Origin of the sequence: Pseudomonas batumici (assembly GCF_000820515.1) — a bacterium.
Classification (GTDB): domain Bacteria; phylum Pseudomonadota; class Gammaproteobacteria; order Pseudomonadales; family Pseudomonadaceae; genus Aquipseudomonas; species Aquipseudomonas batumici.
Genome location: NZ_JXDG01000031.1, coordinates 27,290 through 42,956 on the forward strand (window position 1 = coordinate 27,290; position 15,667 = coordinate 42,956).

At 64.1% G+C, this 15,667-nt stretch carries 15 protein-coding genes; 8 read left to right on the top strand and 7 right to left on the bottom strand.

Going from position 1 to position 15,667, the window contains the following annotated elements:
* Positions 1 to 65 precede the first annotated feature (65 nt).
* Entirely contained in the window at positions 66 to 989 is a 924-nt protein-coding gene (locus tag UCMB321_RS11495; protein WP_052451147.1) for a LysR substrate-binding domain-containing protein, read from the top strand.
* Here UCMB321_RS11495 and UCMB321_RS11500 read toward each other — a convergent pair.
* Positions 949 to 1,839, bottom strand: a complete 891-nt coding sequence (locus tag UCMB321_RS11500) for a LysR family transcriptional regulator (RefSeq protein WP_040066640.1) — start codon at positions 1,837 to 1,839, stop codon at positions 949 to 951. The two genes, UCMB321_RS11495 and UCMB321_RS11500, sit on opposite strands and share 41 nt — an antisense overlap.
* A gap of 112 nt (positions 1,840 to 1,951) precedes the next feature.
* On the opposite strand from UCMB321_RS11500, the gene UCMB321_RS11505 reads away from it, so the two are divergent.
* On the top strand, positions 1,952 to 2,539 hold the full coding sequence (locus UCMB321_RS11505) for an NAD(P)H-dependent oxidoreductase (RefSeq protein ID WP_040066642.1): 588 nt from the start codon (positions 1,952 to 1,954) through the stop codon (positions 2,537 to 2,539).
* An 84-nt stretch (positions 2,540 to 2,623) separates the two neighbouring features.
* Here the strand turns inward: UCMB321_RS11505 and UCMB321_RS11510 are convergent, their stop codons facing one another.
* Positions 2,624 to 4,084 carry a sensor histidine kinase gene (locus UCMB321_RS11510; protein ID WP_040066644.1) on the bottom strand — a complete coding sequence of 487 codons (1,461 nt, stop codon included), beginning with the start codon at positions 4,082 to 4,084 and terminating at the stop codon, positions 2,624 to 2,626.
* Entirely contained in the window at positions 4,081 to 4,797 is a 717-nt protein-coding gene (locus UCMB321_RS11515) for a response regulator transcription factor (RefSeq protein WP_040066646.1), read from the bottom strand. Before UCMB321_RS11515 ends, UCMB321_RS11510 begins: the two co-directional genes overlap by 4 nt.
* Positions 4,798 to 4,957: 160 nt before the next feature.
* Between UCMB321_RS11515 and msrB the strand changes: the two genes are divergently transcribed.
* The 3 genes from msrB to msrA all read left to right on the top strand — a co-directional run bounded on the left by msrB (position 4,958) and on the right by msrA (position 8,058).
* Positions 4,958 to 5,476, top strand: a complete 519-nt coding sequence (gene msrB / locus UCMB321_RS11520) for a peptide-methionine (R)-S-oxide reductase MsrB (RefSeq protein WP_040066799.1) — start codon at positions 4,958 to 4,960, stop codon at positions 5,474 to 5,476.
* Positions 5,477 to 5,503: 27 nt separating this feature from the next.
* Positions 5,504 to 7,309, top strand: a complete 1,806-nt coding sequence (locus UCMB321_RS11525; RefSeq protein ID WP_040066648.1) for a cytochrome c biogenesis protein DipZ — start codon at positions 5,504 to 5,506, stop codon at positions 7,307 to 7,309.
* A gap of 104 nt (positions 7,310 to 7,413) precedes the next feature.
* On the top strand, positions 7,414 to 8,058 hold the full coding sequence (msrA, locus tag UCMB321_RS11530) for a peptide-methionine (S)-S-oxide reductase MsrA (protein ID WP_425338560.1): 645 nt from the start codon (positions 7,414 to 7,416) through the stop codon (positions 8,056 to 8,058).
* 137 nt (positions 8,059 to 8,195) lie between these two features.
* On the opposite strand, the gene UCMB321_RS11535 is transcribed toward msrA, so the two are convergent.
* Entirely contained in the window at positions 8,196 to 9,815 is a 1,620-nt protein-coding gene (locus UCMB321_RS11535; RefSeq protein WP_040066652.1) for a glucan biosynthesis protein D, read from the bottom strand.
* Between the two features lie 317 nt (positions 9,816 to 10,132).
* Here UCMB321_RS11535 and UCMB321_RS11540 point away from each other — a divergent pair, with 317 nt between their 5' ends.
* On the top strand, positions 10,133 to 10,816 hold the full coding sequence (locus tag UCMB321_RS11540) for a response regulator transcription factor (protein WP_040066654.1): 684 nt from the start codon (positions 10,133 to 10,135) through the stop codon (positions 10,814 to 10,816).
* Positions 10,794 to 12,188, top strand: coding sequence for a sensor histidine kinase (locus tag UCMB321_RS11545; RefSeq protein ID WP_040066656.1), 1,395 nt, complete (start codon positions 10,794 to 10,796; stop codon positions 12,186 to 12,188). Before UCMB321_RS11540 ends, UCMB321_RS11545 begins: the two co-directional genes overlap by 23 nt.
* Before the next feature lie 22 nt (positions 12,189 to 12,210).
* Here UCMB321_RS11545 and UCMB321_RS11550 read toward each other — a convergent pair whose 3' ends face one another.
* Positions 12,211 to 12,627: an SRPBCC family protein gene (locus UCMB321_RS11550; RefSeq protein WP_040066658.1), complete on the bottom strand. Its 417-nt coding sequence runs from the start codon at positions 12,625 to 12,627 to the stop codon at positions 12,211 to 12,213.
* A 108-nt stretch (positions 12,628 to 12,735) separates the two neighbouring features.
* Positions 12,736 to 13,746 (bottom strand): aldo/keto reductase, encoded by a 1,011-nt coding sequence (locus tag UCMB321_RS11555; RefSeq protein WP_040066660.1) that lies wholly within the window; start codon positions 13,744 to 13,746, stop codon positions 12,736 to 12,738.
* A 143-nt stretch (positions 13,747 to 13,889) separates the two neighbouring features.
* Here UCMB321_RS11555 and UCMB321_RS11560 point away from each other — a divergent pair, with 143 nt between their 5' ends.
* Positions 13,890 to 14,798: a LysR substrate-binding domain-containing protein gene (locus UCMB321_RS11560; protein ID WP_040066662.1), complete on the top strand. Its 909-nt coding sequence runs from the start codon at positions 13,890 to 13,892 to the stop codon at positions 14,796 to 14,798.
* On the opposite strand, the gene UCMB321_RS11565 is transcribed toward UCMB321_RS11560, so the two are convergent.
* Positions 14,785 to 15,597 carry a hypothetical protein gene (locus UCMB321_RS11565; protein ID WP_040066664.1) on the bottom strand — a complete coding sequence of 271 codons (813 nt, stop codon included), beginning with the start codon at positions 15,595 to 15,597 and terminating at the stop codon, positions 14,785 to 14,787. The two genes, UCMB321_RS11560 and UCMB321_RS11565, sit on opposite strands and share 14 nt — an antisense overlap.
* Between the last annotated feature and the right edge of the window lie 70 nt (positions 15,598 to 15,667).

Below are 15,667 nucleotides of genomic sequence, written 5' to 3' on the forward strand. Positions count from 1 at the left end.
CCTAGCCAGTCAGGCAGACTTCAAATAAGCTGATATTTCTTATCCGGACTTCACGAATATTGATAATGCGCGATCTCGACAGCAGTCTGTTGCGAACCTTCGTCACCGTCGCCGAAACCGGTGCGGTGGGGGCCGCCGCCCAGCGCCTGGCGCGGACCCAGGCCGCGGTCAGCATGCAGTTGCGGCGGCTGGAAGAAGACCTCGAGCGGCGCCTGTTCGACCGCTCGCCACGGGGCTTGCGCCTGACCGAAGCCGGCCACCTGCTGCTGCCTTACGCCCACAGCATCCTCGGGGCCGGCGCCGATGCCCGGCGAGCGTTGTCCGTCAGCCAGATCGCCGGCGTCGTGCGCCTGGGGTTGCTCGAGGACATCGCCGTGGGCAGCCTGCCCCGGGCGCTACGGCGCTTTTCAGCGGCCTATCCGCACATTTCCCTGGAAATCGTCATCGACAGCAGCGCGGCGATGTCCGCCAGGCTGGCGGACGGCACCCTGGATGTGATCGTCGGCGACGCCTCGGCGATCAGTGCCCAGCCCCAGGCGAGCTGGACCCAGTCGCTGTTCTGGGTCGGCGCCCGGGGCCTGAGCCTGCCCAGCGATCTGCGTGCGCAGAGCCTGCCCCTGGTGACGTTCGGTGGACCCTGCCTGTGGCATGGCCAGGTGGTGGGCATTCTCAAACGGGCGAACATCCCCTGGCGCGTCGTCTGCAGCAGCACCAGCCTGCCGGCGGTGCAGTCGGCGGTCGAGGCCGGATTGGGCATCACGGTGTTGATGGAAGGCAATATCCGCAACGAAAGCATGCGGGTGCTGGGGCCGAGCGATGGCCTGCCACCGCCGCCCGTCGTGGATTTCGCCCTCTATGTCCGCCCGGTCCCCAAGTCTCAGACCGCCGCGGTCCAGGCGCTGCAGAGCTTCCTCACGGATGAGCTGAATATCATCATGCCGCGCCCCCTCACTTCGGAAACGGCAGGCGCCCTTGCAGAAAGTCAATGAACGCCCGCAGCTTGGGCACCACGTGCCGACCTGACGGCCACAGCAGATTGAACTGGCCGGTTTCCCGGGCGAAGCTGTCCAGCACCGTGACCAGCTCACCGCTTTCCAGCTCCCGCGCGATCAGGAAATCCGCCACGTAGATCAGTCCCAGGCCCTCAAGCGCAAAAGCACTGCGGCCCTCCAGGGAGTTGCAGATCATCGAACAGGGCAAGTCCGCCTCGTTGCCCTCTCCAGCCCCCGACAGCATCCAGCCCTGCAGCTTGCCGGTCAGCGGGTAACGAAAATGGATGCAGGCATGTGCCAACAGATCCGCCGGGGTCAGTGGCACCCCGCGTCGGGCGAAATAGGCCGGTGAGCCGGCGACCAGCATCCGGAAGCCCCCCAGCGGCCTGGCACTGAGCCCGGAGTCCTTGGGTTCCCCGGCCCGGATCACCGCGTCGAAGCCCTCCTCGATCACGTCCACCACCCGGTCGGTAAACTCCAGGTCGAGCTGGATATCCGGATAACGGCGCTGGAATTCGGCCAGCACCGGCAGGAACGGCTTGCCGATCAGCGGCAGGCTGATACGCAGGCGCCCCTGGGGCATCGACGACAATTGCGACAGCTCCGCGTTGGCCATTTCCAGCTCATCGAGCACCCGCTTGCAGCGCTCCAAATAGAGCATCCCCCCGCCCGTCAGCGCGATGCTGCGGGTGCTGCGATGAAACAGCCGAACCCCCAGCTTCTCTTCCAGCCGCGCCATGCTCTTGCTGACCGCCGAGGCCGAAATCCCCAGAACGCGTCCGGCTGCCACGAAACTGCGGGCCTCCGCGGCCTGCACAAACACACCGATTGCACTCAGACTGTCCATATCCCGCCCATTGATGACTCTGGAGTCCATTCTAAACGGATCGATGCGCCATTTTTCCAGTCGCTGTTCGCCGCTATCGTCTGCTCCCAGTCAACTCAACTGGAGCACCCCGATGGACAAGGTTTTCGTGATCAACGCCGGTACCCCCTACGCCTTCGCCAAAGGCGACCTGAACCGCAGCCTGCATGACACCGCGCTCAGTCTGTTGACCGGCGCCGGGTACCAGGTGCGCTCCACCCACCTGACGGAGGGTTACCGGGAAGAAGAGGAAGTCGCCAAGTTCCTCTGGGCCGACGCGATCATCTATCAGATGCCGGCCTGGTGGATGGGCGCGCCCTGGCCACTGAAGAAATACATCGACGAAGTCTTCACCGTCGGCCACGGCCAGCTCTTCGCCGACGACGGTCGCAGCGCCGCCAACCCCGCCCTTGGCTATGGCACCGGAGGGTTGCTGCAAGGTCGCAAGTACATGATTTCGTCAACCTGGAATGCCCCCCGACACGCCTTCGAGGCCAAGGATGATTTCTTTGAAGGCAAGGGCATCGATGCCGTCTACTTCCCGTTCCACAAGGCACACGAGTTGATCGGACTGCAGGCACTGCCGACCTTCGCCTGCTTCGACGTGGTGAAAAACCCCGAATATGAACACGATCTGCAGCGCTACAAACGGCACCTGGAGCAGGTGTTCAACACGCGCTGAGGGCTGTTAGCCTTACCCGAAACTCATGACAAGGAAGTCGCCCAATACACAGTAAGAAGAGAAGATGTGGACTGAGCCGCGCGCCTAACCCGCCGACGCCAACTCGAAATGGAACACCGCGCCTTTGCCGGGAATCGACAACAGGCGAATCTGGCTGTCGTGCAACTGCAGGATACGCCGGACAATCAACAGCCCCAGGCCGCCGGAACGCCGGTCGCCGTCCTGGTTGAACGGCCGGCGGAACAGATTCTCCAGCAATGAAGCGGCGATCCCCGGGCCGGTGTCGCTGACCGTGACCTCCACCTTGCCGCCGCCCTGGACCAACGCCACTTCGATGGTGCCGCCTTCGGGGGTGTGGCGCAGGGCGTTGTCGATCAGGTTGGTCAGGACCCGTTCGATCATGCCCAGGTCCGCGCTCACCATCGAGGCCCCGCGGGGCAACACCGCCAGCAGTTTCGACTGGCGGGTCTCGGCCATCAGTTCGAACTTCTGGAACACGTCCTGGATCAGGTCGCTGAGGGAAAAGTCCTCGACCTGCAAACGCACCGCGCCATGCTCCAGGCGCGCCAGCTCGAACAGCCCCTGGGCCAGTTGCCCGACCTTGCTGCTCTGGGCCAGGGCGATCCCCAGGTAACGCCGGCGCTCGTCCGGCGTCAGCACCGCGTCCTTGAGGGACAGGGTTTCCAGGTAACCGTGCAACGACGCCAGGGGCGTGCGCAAGTCATGGGAAATATTCGCCACCAGTTCCCGGCGGTCCTGGTCGAGCTGGGTCAGGGTCCGCCACTGTTCGCCGATGCGCGTCGCCATCTGGGCAAAGCTGGCCTCCAGCACCTCGATTTCATCGCGACGCCCCGCCCCCGCCTTCGACAACACCGGCAACTGCGCCGGCGCGGCATCGGTATCGAAATCGCGCATGGTCTCGGTCAATCGGCGCAGCGGCCGGGTAATCAGGCGGAACGCGATCAGGCCGGCGATCAGGCCCAGCAGGGCCACCAGGGTCATGGCCCACAAGGTGGTGCGCAGCACCGAGCTGGCCGAGACCTGGGCGGCCAGGCGGTCATGTTCTTCGCCCTGGAGAACCACGTACAGATAACCCAGCTCCTTGCCATTGCCGCGCAAGGCGGCGGCACTGAAGACCTTGCGCCCGTCCTCGCTGCGCGGGTCGTCACCTAGGATCGGCAACGGCTGGCCCTCCAGCAGACGGCGGATCGGCGCCAGGTCCACGTGATCGCGGTGCAGGTGGCCTTGCGGGGCGGCATCGCCGGTGATCTTGCCGCTGGGCGAAAGCAGATAGACTTCCACGCTCGGGTTGACGTTCATCAACTGCCCGAACAGCGCGCGCACCGCTTCCATGGTCAGGCCCTCGGTGCCCACCAGCTTGTTGTCCAGCGCAATGCTCTGGGCCAGGTCCCGGGACAGGCCCTGGACCACTTCCTTTTCGTGCATGTCACTGGCCCGCACCTGCAACCACACCGACGCCCCACAACAGGCCAGCAGGAGGATGGAAAAGGCCAGGGACAGGCGCTGGGACAGGGTCAGGTTCATTGCGCGCGACTCACGGACGAGAAACGATAGCCGCGGCCCCAGACCGTGAGAATCCGCTCGGGTTGCGCCGGGTCGACTTCGATCTTGGCCCGCAGGCGATTGATATGGGTGTTGACCGTGTGTTCATAGCCGTCGTGCTGGTAGCCCCAGACCTGGTTCAGCAGGTCCATGCGCGAATACACGGTGCCGGGGTTTTTCATGAAGAAATGCAGCAGGTCGAACTCCCGCGGGGTCAGGTCCAGGGGCTTGCCGTCGACCTGGGCCTCACGGGTCAGCGGATCGAGGCTCAGGCCGCCCTGCTCCAGGGTGCCCGCCTCGATCTTCAGGCTCTTGGCCAGGGCGTCCACCCGGCGCAGCAGCGCCTTGACCCGCGCCGCCAGTTCCAGCATCGAGAACGGCTTGGCCAGGTAGTCGTCGGCGCCCAGCTCCAAGCCGAGCACCCGGTGCATCTCGCTGGAGCGGGCACTGGTGATGATGATCGGCGTGTAGCGCGCCATGGCCCGCGCCTGCCGGCAGATCTCCAGGCCGTCGACGCCCGGCAGCATCAGGTCGAGGATCAGCGCATCCCACGAGCCCTTGCTCAACTGGGCCAGGCCCAGGTTGCCGTCGGCGCAGTGGGTGACCTCGTAACCCTCGTCCCGCAGGTGCAGGCACAGCAGCCCCGCCAGGTGCAGGTCATCTTCGACGATCAGAATACGCTTAGGGGAATCCATGGGGCAGCCTTCGTGCTGGTAATCGATGGCAACGATGCCTGGATCATTGTGCAGGATCGCTGCGCGGCAATGTTCACAATTAATTTAACTTTGCGGGAGGATTTGGCGACCCTTGCCGTCCAACAATGAACGCCTGATCAATCACCATGGACGCGACGCCATGTCCTCCAGAAGACGCTTTCTTGTCTCCAGTGCCGCCACCCTGCTCGCCGCCAGCCTGTTCGACTGGCGCGCCGTCGGTGCGACCTTCGGCAGCGGCAGCCGTTCGGCCGATTCGGGCGAAACCTTCGAAGTGAACCACAGCGACGCCGAGTGGAAATCCATGCTCAGCGACGAGCAGTACGAAGTGCTGCGCCACGAAGGGACCGAACGCCCCTACTCCAGCGCCCTCAACGACGAGCACCGCGACGGCGTGTTCGCCTGCGCGGGCTGTCACCTGGCGCTGTTTTCGTCCGCCAGCAAGTACGACAGCCACACCGGCTGGCCGAGCTTCACCGCACCGCTGGAAAACGCCGTGGCGACCCGCCGCGACACCTCCTTCGGCGTCTCGCGCACCGAGGTGCATTGCCACCGTTGCGGCGGCCACCTGGGTCATGTGTTCCCCGACGGACCACCGCCCACCGGCCTGCGCTACTGTATGAACGGTGTCGCCATGACCTTCAGCCCCGGCGCGGCCTGATTCCCACGCTTCGACAAGGACTCCATCATGTTCCTGCTTATCCTGGCCTACCTCGGCGGTCTCCTGACCATCCTCAGTCCCTGCATCCTGCCGGTGCTGCCGTTCGTCTTCGCCCGCTCCGGCGAGCCGTTTCGCCGCAGCGGCCTGCCGTTGCTCTGCGGCATGGCCCTAACCTTCGCCCTGGTCGCCACCCTGGCGGCGGTCGGCGGCGGCTGGGTGGTGCAGGCCAACCAGTACGGGCGTTGGCTGGCCATGGCGCTGATGGCTTTTTTTGCCATTACCCTGCTGTTCCCGCACCTGGCCGAGCGCCTGACCCAGCCGCTGGTGGCGGCCGGTGATCGGCTGTCGCGCTCGGCGCAACGCCACGACGGCTCGCCCAGCGTCCGCTCGTCCTTCGTGCTGGGCATCGCCACCGGCCTGTTGTGGGCACCCTGTGCCGGGCCGATCCTCGGCCTGATCCTGACCGGTGCCGCCCTGCAGGGCGCGAACATCGGCACCACCCTGTTGCTGCTGGCTTACGCCGCCGGTGCCGCGACCTCCCTGGCCGGGGCGCTGCTGGTGGGCGGCAAGCTGTTCAACGCGATGAAGCGCAACCTCGGTACCGGGCAATGGCTGCGACGCGGCCTGGGTGGGGCCATGCTGGTCGGCGTGGGCGCCATCGCCCTGGGCCTGGATACCGGCGTGCTGACCCGGGTGTCCACGGTCGCCACTTCAGGCATCGAACAGAAGCTGCTCGATAGCCTGACCGCGAAGAACGCCCCGGAGCAGAACGGCGCGATGATGGCGGCGGTCAACAGCGAAGCCGGCCAGCCGGCCGGCAGCATGATGGCGATGGCGGCCAAGACCGGCGCCGCCGAACGTGCGCTGCCGGTGGAAGGCACCTTGCCGGACCTGTCGGGTGCCGTGCAGTGGCTCAACTCCGCGCCGCTGAGCGCCGCCGACCTCAAGGGCAAGGTCGTGCTGATCGACTTCTGGACCTACTCCTGCATCAACTGCCTGCGCAGCCTGCCCTACGTCAACGCCTGGGCACAGAAGTACCACGACCAGGGGCTGGTGGTGATCGGCGTGCATGCACCGGAGTTCGCCTTCGAGCGCGACATCGACAACGTCCGCCAGGCCGTGGCCAAGCTGGGCATCCAGTACCCGGTGGCGATCGACAACAACTATGCGATCTGGCGCGGCTTCAATAACCAGTACTGGCCGGCCCATTACTTCATCGATGCCCAGGGCCGCGTGCGCTATCACCACTTCGGTGAAGGCGATTACGAAGGGTCCGAGCAGGTGATCCAGCAATTGCTGAAAGAAGCCGGACACCAGAACGTCTCCGGCGGCATGGTCAGCGCCCAGGCCCAGGGCGTGATGCAGGCCGCCGACGAGGCCGAAGTGAAGTCGCCGGAAACCTACCTGGGTTATGACCGCGCCGAGAACTTCGCCTCGCCGGGCGACCAGGTGGCCGACCACTCGAAAAACTATGCGGCGCCGACACAGCCGGCCTTGAACCAGTGGGGCCTGGATGGCCAATGGACCGCCCATGCCGAGCAGGTCACGCTCAACCAGGCCCCGGGCCAGGTGGTCTACCGCTTCCACGCCCGTGACCTGCACCTGGTGCTGGGCCCGGGCACGGACGGCAAGCCGGTGCGCTTCAAGGTGCGCATCGACGGCGCGCTGCCGGGCGCCAACCACGGCACCGACACCAACGCCAACGGCGAAGGCAGGGTGACCGAACAGCGCCTGTACCAACTGGTCCGCCAGGCTGGGGACGTCGGCGAGCACACCTTTTCCATCGAATTTCTCGACCCCGGTGTACAGGCCTACGCCTTTACCTTCGGTTGATCGCCACGAGGATGAACACGATGAACACACCAGTGATACAACGAAAAACCAGGTCGGCCATGCCGATACTCGCCGGGATCGCCACGCTGGCCCTGTCGGTCCTGATGTTCCAGCGCCTGGCCTGGTCGGCGGAGGATGCGGTGCAGATCGCCCCGCCGGCGCTGGATCAGGCGGCCGGCGCCAGCGGCAAGGCCACGGCGGTGTTTGCCGGCGGCTGTTTCTGGGGCGTCCAGGGGGTGTTCCAGCATGTGCGCGGGGTTCAGAACGCGGTGTCGGGCTATGCCGGCGGCGCGGCGGATACCGCCCATTATGAATTGGTCGGAGAAGGTTCGACCGGGCACGCCGAATCGGTGCAGGTGACCTATGACCCGAGCCAGGTCAGCTATGGAAAACTGCTGCAGGTGTTTTTCTCGGTGGCCCATAACCCGACGGAACTCAACCGCCAGGGGCCGGACCGTGGCACGCAGTATCGTTCGGCGATTTTCCCGGTCAATGCCGAGCAGGAAAAGATCGCCAAGGCCTATATCACCCAGTTGGAAGCCGCCAAGGCGTTTCCCTCGGCGATCGTCACCCGGATCGAGGACGGCAAGGTCTTCTATCCGGCCGAGGGCTATCACCAGAACTACCTGACGCTGCACCCGTACGCGCCGTATATCGCTATCAATGATTTGCCGAAGGTGGAAAACCTCAAGCGCCTGGCGCCGGAGCTGTACCGGGCCGAGCCGGTGCTGGTGCCGGATGCCAACTGACAGCTGCATAGGACTCCAATACCAAATGGGATATTGAAAACACCACGATACCTGTGGGAGCCGGCTTGCCGGTGATGGCGGCGGTGAATGTTACATCGCCATCGCCGGCAAGCCAGCTCCTACAGGGGGGCGCGGTGTCAGGTGTAGCGCCGCTTGTCCGGGGCCGGCGGGAAGTACTGGTACAACCAGGTTTCGCTCAAGGTCCGGTCACGGGTGCGAATGAACAGGCGCATTTCCACCGGGTCGACCCGGTCGTCGCTCGGGTACCAGTCGAACGTCACCCGATAGCCGTTGATTTCGTCCAGCTTGAGGACATCGATATCCTTCACCTGACCGCGGGACGTCGTCACCACCGGCTCGATCTCGGCCTCCAAGGACAGGCGCTCCAGGCCACCGCCGGTAAAGTCCACGGCAAACCGCCGGGCCCAGACCTCGGGGTAATGCTCGCCCGGCGCCCAACCTTCGACAAACCCGCCCATGCCCGAACGGGTCGCGTGCACCCGTGCCAACGGAGTGCCCACCGGCGGCATCGCGCTCCAGTAGAGCTTGTAGCCGTAGTTCAGCGAGGCCCCCGCCGCCACCGGCTCCTTGGGTGTCCAGAACGCCACGATATTGTCCAGGGTCTCGCCCGTGGTGGGGATTTCCAGCAGATCGACGGAGCCCTCGCCCCAGGCCGTGGTCGGCTCGACCCACAGGCTCGGCCGCCGGCTGTACCAGTCCACGGTGTCCTGGTAGCTGGCGAACTCATGGTCGGTCTGCACCAGGCCGAAGCCCTTGGGGTCCTTGTCGGCGAAGGCATTGAACTGCAAGGTCGCCGGGTTGTTCAGCGGTCGACAGATCCACTCGCCATTGCCCCGCCACATGGCCAGGCGGTCGGAGTCGTGTACCTGCGGATGAATCGTGTCGCACATCCGCCGTTCATGGGTGCCGCAACTGAACATGCTGGTCATCGGCGCGATCCCCAACTGCTCGATGGCGGTACGCGCGTTGATATGGGCGTCGACCGCCATCACCACCTGCTCGGCCTGGCAATCGATGTCGAAACGGTAGGCCCCGGTGGCACTCGGCGAATCGAGCAAGGCATAGACCACGAAGCGGGTGCTGTCCTTGTCCGGGGTTTCGAACCAGAAATGGGTGAAGTCGGGAAACTCCTCGCGCTTCTTGGCGTAGGTATCGATCGCCAGCCCGCGCGCCGACAGGCCGTATTGCCCGGTCTTGTCCACCGCGCGGAAGTAACTGGCGCCGAGGAACGAGACAATGTCGTGCTGGTCGATTTCCGGGGCCTTGAACAGCTTGAAGCCGGCGAACCCCAGGTCGCCCTTGAGCCGGGACGAATCGATGCGGCTGCGAGCATAGTTGAACAACGCCGGGCGGAAATGCACCTCCCGGGCCTGACGCGTGCGGGCGTCGACGCTGTACATGCGCACCGGTTGCTTGAAGCCCATGCCGACGTGGAAGAACTGCACGTCCAACTGGCCCTTGAGGTCGTTCCACAGCGAGTGCCGGGCATCGTATTGAATGGCGTTGAACTGCTGGGGTGTCATGTCCGCCAAGGCCGGCGGCAACACCTGGCGGGTGCTGACATAGTCCTTCGCGGCGAGTTTCTTCGCATGGTCCTGCAACGTTTCGAAGTCGAAGTGTTCGATGTCGCCGTCCGCGGTGGCGGCAAGCGCCCGGGCCGCGAACAGACCGCTGGCCGACAGGCCGGTGTAGGCCGCCAAGGCCATGGAAGCTTTCAGAAGATTGCGGCGATGCATAAAAAGACCTGTACAGGAACGGCCGGACATCCGGAACCGGTGGATACCGGATAAAAAGAAGCGTTCGTTCAAGACGGCGAACGAACACGGCTACAGACAAACAGATAACAAATCCCTATGACTGTTCGCAATATCCCACAGAAAACTTACTGACAGGCTTCATTCAGCCAAGGTGTGGCTATATGTTTCCAGCCTCCCATGAGACCCGAGGCGCTCTGTGAACAGCTGCCCAGAGAGCTTGAAGATTTGTTCAGAACGTTTTCACGCGCTTCTTGGCACACTTGCCCACTTGTTTTGAAGGTCCGTCGAGGCAACCCATGACCCGCATCCTGACCATCGAAGATGATGCCGTAACCGCCAAGGAAATCGTGGCCGAACTGAGCAGCCACGGGCTTGAAGTCGACTGGGTCGACAACGGCCGCGAAGGCCTGGTCCGCGCCGTCAGCGGCGACTATGACCTGATTACCCTGGATCGCATGCTGCCTGAACTCGATGGCCTGGCCATCGTCACCACGTTGCGGACCATTGGTGTCGCCACGCCGATCCTGATGATCAGCGCCCTCTCCGATGTCGACGAGCGCGTCCGCGGTCTGCGGGCCGGCGGCGACGATTACCTGACCAAGCCCTTCGCCTCCGACGAAATGGCCGCCCGGGTCGAAGTGCTGCTGCGGCGCAAGAGCCCGGCACGGGAATTCGAAACCTCGCTGCGGGTCGCCGACCTCGAACTCAACCTGATGACCCGCGAAGCCTCCCGCGCCGATCAGTTGCTGAGCCTGCTGCCCACCGAGTACAAGCTGCTGGAGTTCCTGATGCGCAACACCGGGCAGATCCTCTCGCGGATGATGATCTTCGAGGAAGTCTGGGGTTATCACTTCGACCCCGGCACCAACCTGATCGACGTGCATATCGGCCGCCTGCGCAAGAAGATCGACGTGCCGGGCCTGGCACCGCTGATCCGCACCGTGCGAGGCTCGGGCTATGTCATTGCCGAACCCCTCTAAAGGCTGGCGCTCCTCCACCAGCCGACTGCTGGCGCTCTACAGTTTTCTGTTCGTGGCCTGGAGCTGCAGCCTGATGGGGGTGCTGTACTACGAGGTTTCCGGTTACCTGAGCACCCTCGCCCGCCATTCGCTGATGCAACGCCAGCACCTGTTTTCGCGCTTCCAGGGCCAACCGCTGATGGAAGCGCTGACCACCAGCATGACCTTCGACATGCGTGGCGTGGATGCCTACGGCCTGTTCAACGAGCAGAAGTTGCACTTGAGCGGGCCGATCCAGGCCATCCCGGCCGACCTGCCCATGGACGGCAGGATCCATGAACTGGCCAACTGCATCGACTCCGACGACCCGAACCTGCCCCAGGACAGTTGCGACGCGGTGGCCACCCAGACCCACGACGGGCGCTGGCTGTTGCTGGTGCGCGACAACGGCTCGCTGTTCGGTGTGACCCGGATCATTCTCCACGCGCTGTTCTGGGCGGTATCGCTGACCATTCTGCCCGGCATCGCCGGCTGGCACCTGCTGCGCCGACGGCCGATCCGCCGGATCCGGGCGATCCAGGCCAGCGCCGAGTCGATCATCGCCGGCGACCTGGGCCATCGCCTGCCCTTGTCGAACCGCCGGGACGAGCTGGATATGCTGGCGGCGATCGTCAACGCCATGCTCGACCGGATCGAGAAGCTGATGCATGAGGTCAAGGGGGTCTGCGACAACATCGCCCATGACCTGCGCACGCCGCTGACCCGTCTGCGCGCGCAGCTGTACCGGATCCAGCAACAGGCCGCCGAAGGTTCGCCCGAGTCCCTGCAACTGGATGGGGTGATCGCCGAGACCGATACCCTGATGGCGCGCTTTCGCGGTTTGTTACGCATTTCCGAGCTGGAAGACCACCAGCGTCGCTCCGGCTTCCTGGTGCTCGACCCGTTGCCGTTGCTGCACGAGCTGCATGATTTCTACCTGCCGCTGGCTGAAGAGGCCGAGATCGGCCTGCGCCTGGAGGTGCCCGCGACCCTGCCGGCGATCACCGGCGACCGCGCCTTGCTGTTCGAAGCCCTGGCCAACCTGCTGAGCAACTCGATCAAGTTCACCCCACCAGGCGGTGAGGTGGTGTTGATGGCGAGCAACGATGCCGGCAGTACCCGCATCGAAGTCCTGGATTCCGGCCCGGGGATCCCGCCGTCCGAGCGCGAAGCGGTGTTCCAGCGCTTCTATCGCTGTGACGACGGCGCCCAGCGCGAAGGCTTCGGCCTCGGCCTGTCGATTGTCGCCGCCATCGTCAATCTGCACGGCTTCACCCTCGACATCGGCACCAGCGACCAGGCCGGTGCCCGCTTGATCCTCCATTGCCGAAACGACCTGATGACCGTGGATTGAACAGCGGGTCCGGGCCAGGTGTTCAATCCGGGAAATTGGCCTTCAAGGCCGCAAGGCCACTGGCATAGATCCCATGGAACAGCTCCACCGCCTCCTCCTCGCTGACGTCCACCGGCGTGAAGATCCCTGCCCACTCCACGACGGAGGTGTCCGGGTCATTGCCTTCGCGGACCTGCAAGGTGGACAAGTAGTCGGTCACCGGGAACGGCTTCTCGATGAAGGAGTAGCTGTAGCGCCGGGCCCGGTTGTCGAACGCTTCCAGGCGCTCGACAACGAGCACGCCGTCCGCCGTGTGCAAGGTACGCACACGCCCGCCTTCGCTGAGGCTGCTGCGGGGAATGAACGGCAGCCAGTCAGGCAGGGAATCGAACCCGCCTATCAGTTGCCAGACCTCTTCCGGTGGCACACCGATTTCGACGGTTACAGAGGTTGCAGCCATGAATGATCTCCAGGAACAAGTTGGACAGCCAGGCCGATCCCGGCGCTGGCGGCACTGACGATGATGACCTTATCGGACAGCTTGATGGGCATCGACACCTCTCGGATTTCAGACCACCGGTAACGGCGCATTGCCCGCCACCAGCCCTTCGTGACGCAACGCCTGCCAGAACGCCGGCGGGATGTTCTCCTGCAGGGCCGCCACATCCTCGGCGATCCGCCCTGGCCGGCTGGCGCCGGGAATCACCGCCGCCACGGCCGGGTTGGCCAGGGAGAACTGCAAGGCCGCCGCCTTGAGACTCACGCCGAAGCGCTGCGCGATCGCCTTTATCCGTTCAACTTTAGCCATAATTTGTGACGATGCCGGTTGATATTCGAAATGCGTCCCGCCGGCCAGCACCCCGGAACTGTAGGGGCCACCGACGACGATATCGACCTGCCGGGCCAACGCCTCCGGCATCAGCCGCTGCAGGGCCCGTTCGTGGTCCAGCAGGGTGTAGCGCCCCGCCAGCAGGAAGCCATCGGGCTGCGCCTCGTCCAGTTGCAGGGTCAGCTCGCACGGTTCGACCTTGTTCACCCCCAGGCCCCAGGCCTTGATCACGCCCTCCTCGCGCAAGCGGGTCAGCACGCGGAACGCGCCTTTGCGCGCCTGGTTGAAATACTCCAGCCATTCGTCGCCGTAGAAATCCTGGGCAATGTCGTGCACCCAGACGATGTCCAGACGGTCGGTGCGCAGGCGCTCGAGGCTGCCCTCGATGGAACGCAGCGTGGCGTCGGCGGAGTAGTCGTTGACCATCCTGTTCGGCCGGCCATGTTCGAAGACCCCGGCCTTTTCGCCCAGGTCCCGGGCGCTGACGTCTTCCACTTCGTCCAGGACCAGGCGGCCCACCTTGGTGCTGAGCACGTACTGATCCCGTGGATGCCTGGCCAGGGCGTCGCCCAGGCGGATTTCCGCAAGCCCCGAGCCGTAGAACGGCGCCGTGTCGAAGTAACGGACGCCCTGGACCCAGGCCGCCTCGACGGTGGCCATGGCTTCTTCCTCGGGAATGGCGCGGAACATGTTGCCCAGGGGGGCGGTGCCGAAACCCATGGCGCCCGGCAGTTTGTCTCTGATGCTCATCGTGATGATCCTTTGAATGGAAGTGATCAACCCGCCTCACCCGTTGGGGTGAAGCGGATCTCGCTGTCGGGATCGATACTAGGTTGCGGACTTTTGACCGTCCAAGACATAATTTGCACGACTTGAGTCCCGAAAGGTCTGACATGATGGATTTACGCCAACTGCGCTATTTCGTCGCGGTCGCCGAAGAAGAGCACGTCGGGCGTGCCGCCGAGCGGCTGCACATTTCCCAGTCGCCCCTGAGCCGGCAGATCGCCCAATTGGAGGAGCGCCTGGGCCTGACCCTGTTCGAACGTAGCCTGCAACGCATCCGCCTGACCGCCGACGGCCAGACGTTCCTGACGGAGACCCGGGCGTTCCTGACCCATGCCAATCGGCTGGAGTCCCTCGGACGGCGACTGGGGCGCGGCGAAGAAGGCGGCCTGTGCATCGGCTACATCGAGAACGCCATGCACTCGGGTGTACTGCCCCAGGCCCTGCGCACCTTGCGCGTCGACCGGCCGGATGTGCATATCGCGCTCTACAGCCTGAATTCGGCGCAGCAACTGGAAGGCTTGCGTCAACGCAGCCTCGATATGGCCCTGGTCAGCGAACCGCCCTCGGCGGATGACCCGGACCTGGACAGCGCCCGCGTCCTCGACGATCCCATGCTGCTGGCGCTGCCCGAGCAGCATCCGCTGGCGCAGTTGGACGCGTTGAGTCCGACGGACTTCCTGGAGCAGGAATGGATCGCCGTGCAGCACCCCCAGAGCACGGGCAAGCAGGATGATTTCGTCCAGTCCTGTATCAAGGCCGGATTCAACCCCAATATCCGCCTGCAAGCCAATGAACCGCTGACGGCGTTGGGGCTGGTGGCGGCGGGACTGGGCTTGACGATGATCCAGCAGAGCCTGCGGCACAACGCGCCCCAGGGCGTGGTGCTGCGCGAATTACCCTGGCTGAGCTACACCACGCCCTTGTGGGCGGCCTGGCACCGCATCAATCTGCGCCCCCTGGTGGCGATCTTCAGGGAAGTGCTGGTACCGGACGCGATTCCGATCAGATGTCCATGATCTTGGCGGCAAAGGCATTCCAGCCGGCCGGCTCCTGGATCAATGCCGGGTAGTTATGGGAAAAGCCGCACATCACGCCGCGTCGTGTCATGAGTTCGCGGATGATGGCGGTCGCCGGGCCGCTGCCACTGCCTTTCAACAGGTTCCGCTCCTGATAGGCGCGCCAGTGCAACTCCATCGCGATGACCTTGCACAGTGCCGATTCCTGGGCCGCCACACCGATATTGTGAACCAACAGGCCGAGTTTGATCGGCAGGCTGACGCCCAGCGATATCCCGCCGGGAATAGCCGCCAAGCCAACCCCGAGGCCCTTGTTGAACAACTTGTAGGTTTTCATGAGCTTCAACAGATCCAACCACTGGCACAAGGTTTTACTTTGCCGACAATGCTTCGCCATTTCAGAAAAGCGATACAAGTGCACCGCTGTAACACCGGCGGCATTGCCCTCGCGAATCAACGCGTAGGGATTGACCGGCAAGACCGCGCTGCCAATCGCCGCTGCCGTCCCGGTAAAGGACTGCACGTAACTACGCACTTTACGATGGCGCAACAGGTGTTTGGTCTTGGGCGAAGGCCGTTGGTCAACGCCATGCACGATGAAATAAGGATTGTCCACCAGGGCCGAATCCGCCTGGCCCATCTTGTAGGAGCCCACCAGCGGTGCCACGCAGGCTCCCGCGCCATGGGGGATGAGTCCGGACAATGCCAGGGCAGTGTCCATGATCAGGCTATCCATCTTGAAACTGTGCTGGGAAAGTTCTTTCAATCTGGCGGCAAAGTTATCCTGCTCCACACTCATATCGGCCTACCTCTCGCGTTTAAAAACCCGGGGAATTTTCAATTAAAATATCAGTCCCGGGCGCCACTCA

What these genes read in the sequence shown, in the direction of transcription:
- UCMB321_RS11495 (WP_052451147.1), top strand. Translation starts at nt 66, where the DNA reads ATGCGCGATCTCGACAGCAGTCTGTTGCGAACCTTCGTCACCGTCGCC.
- UCMB321_RS11500 (WP_040066640.1), bottom strand. Translation starts at nt 1,839, where the DNA reads ATGGACAGTCTGAGTGCAATCGGTGTGTTTGTGCAGGCCGCGGAGGCC.
- UCMB321_RS11505 (WP_040066642.1), top strand. Translation starts at nt 1,952, where the DNA reads ATGGACAAGGTTTTCGTGATCAACGCCGGTACCCCCTACGCCTTCGCC.
- UCMB321_RS11510 (WP_040066644.1), bottom strand. Translation starts at nt 4,084, where the DNA reads ATGAACCTGACCCTGTCCCAGCGCCTGTCCCTGGCCTTTTCCATCCTC.
- UCMB321_RS11515 (WP_040066646.1), bottom strand. Translation starts at nt 4,797, where the DNA reads ATGGATTCCCCTAAGCGTATTCTGATCGTCGAAGATGACCTGCACCTG.
- msrB (WP_040066799.1), top strand. Translation starts at nt 4,958, where the DNA reads ATGTCCTCCAGAAGACGCTTTCTTGTCTCCAGTGCCGCCACCCTGCTC.
- UCMB321_RS11525 (WP_040066648.1), top strand. Translation starts at nt 5,504, where the DNA reads ATGTTCCTGCTTATCCTGGCCTACCTCGGCGGTCTCCTGACCATCCTC.
- msrA (WP_425338560.1), top strand. Translation starts at nt 7,414, where the DNA reads ATGTTCCAGCGCCTGGCCTGGTCGGCGGAGGATGCGGTGCAGATCGCC.
- UCMB321_RS11535 (WP_040066652.1), bottom strand. Translation starts at nt 9,815, where the DNA reads ATGCATCGCCGCAATCTTCTGAAAGCTTCCATGGCCTTGGCGGCCTAC.
- UCMB321_RS11540 (WP_040066654.1), top strand. Translation starts at nt 10,133, where the DNA reads ATGACCCGCATCCTGACCATCGAAGATGATGCCGTAACCGCCAAGGAA.
- UCMB321_RS11545 (WP_040066656.1), top strand. Translation starts at nt 10,794, where the DNA reads ATGTCATTGCCGAACCCCTCTAAAGGCTGGCGCTCCTCCACCAGCCGA.
- UCMB321_RS11550 (WP_040066658.1), bottom strand. Translation starts at nt 12,627, where the DNA reads ATGGCTGCAACCTCTGTAACCGTCGAAATCGGTGTGCCACCGGAAGAG.
- UCMB321_RS11555 (WP_040066660.1), bottom strand. Translation starts at nt 13,746, where the DNA reads ATGAGCATCAGAGACAAACTGCCGGGCGCCATGGGTTTCGGCACCGCC.
- UCMB321_RS11560 (WP_040066662.1), top strand. Translation starts at nt 13,890, where the DNA reads ATGATGGATTTACGCCAACTGCGCTATTTCGTCGCGGTCGCCGAAGAA.
- UCMB321_RS11565 (WP_040066664.1), bottom strand. Translation starts at nt 15,597, where the DNA reads ATGAGTGTGGAGCAGGATAACTTTGCCGCCAGATTGAAAGAACTTTCC.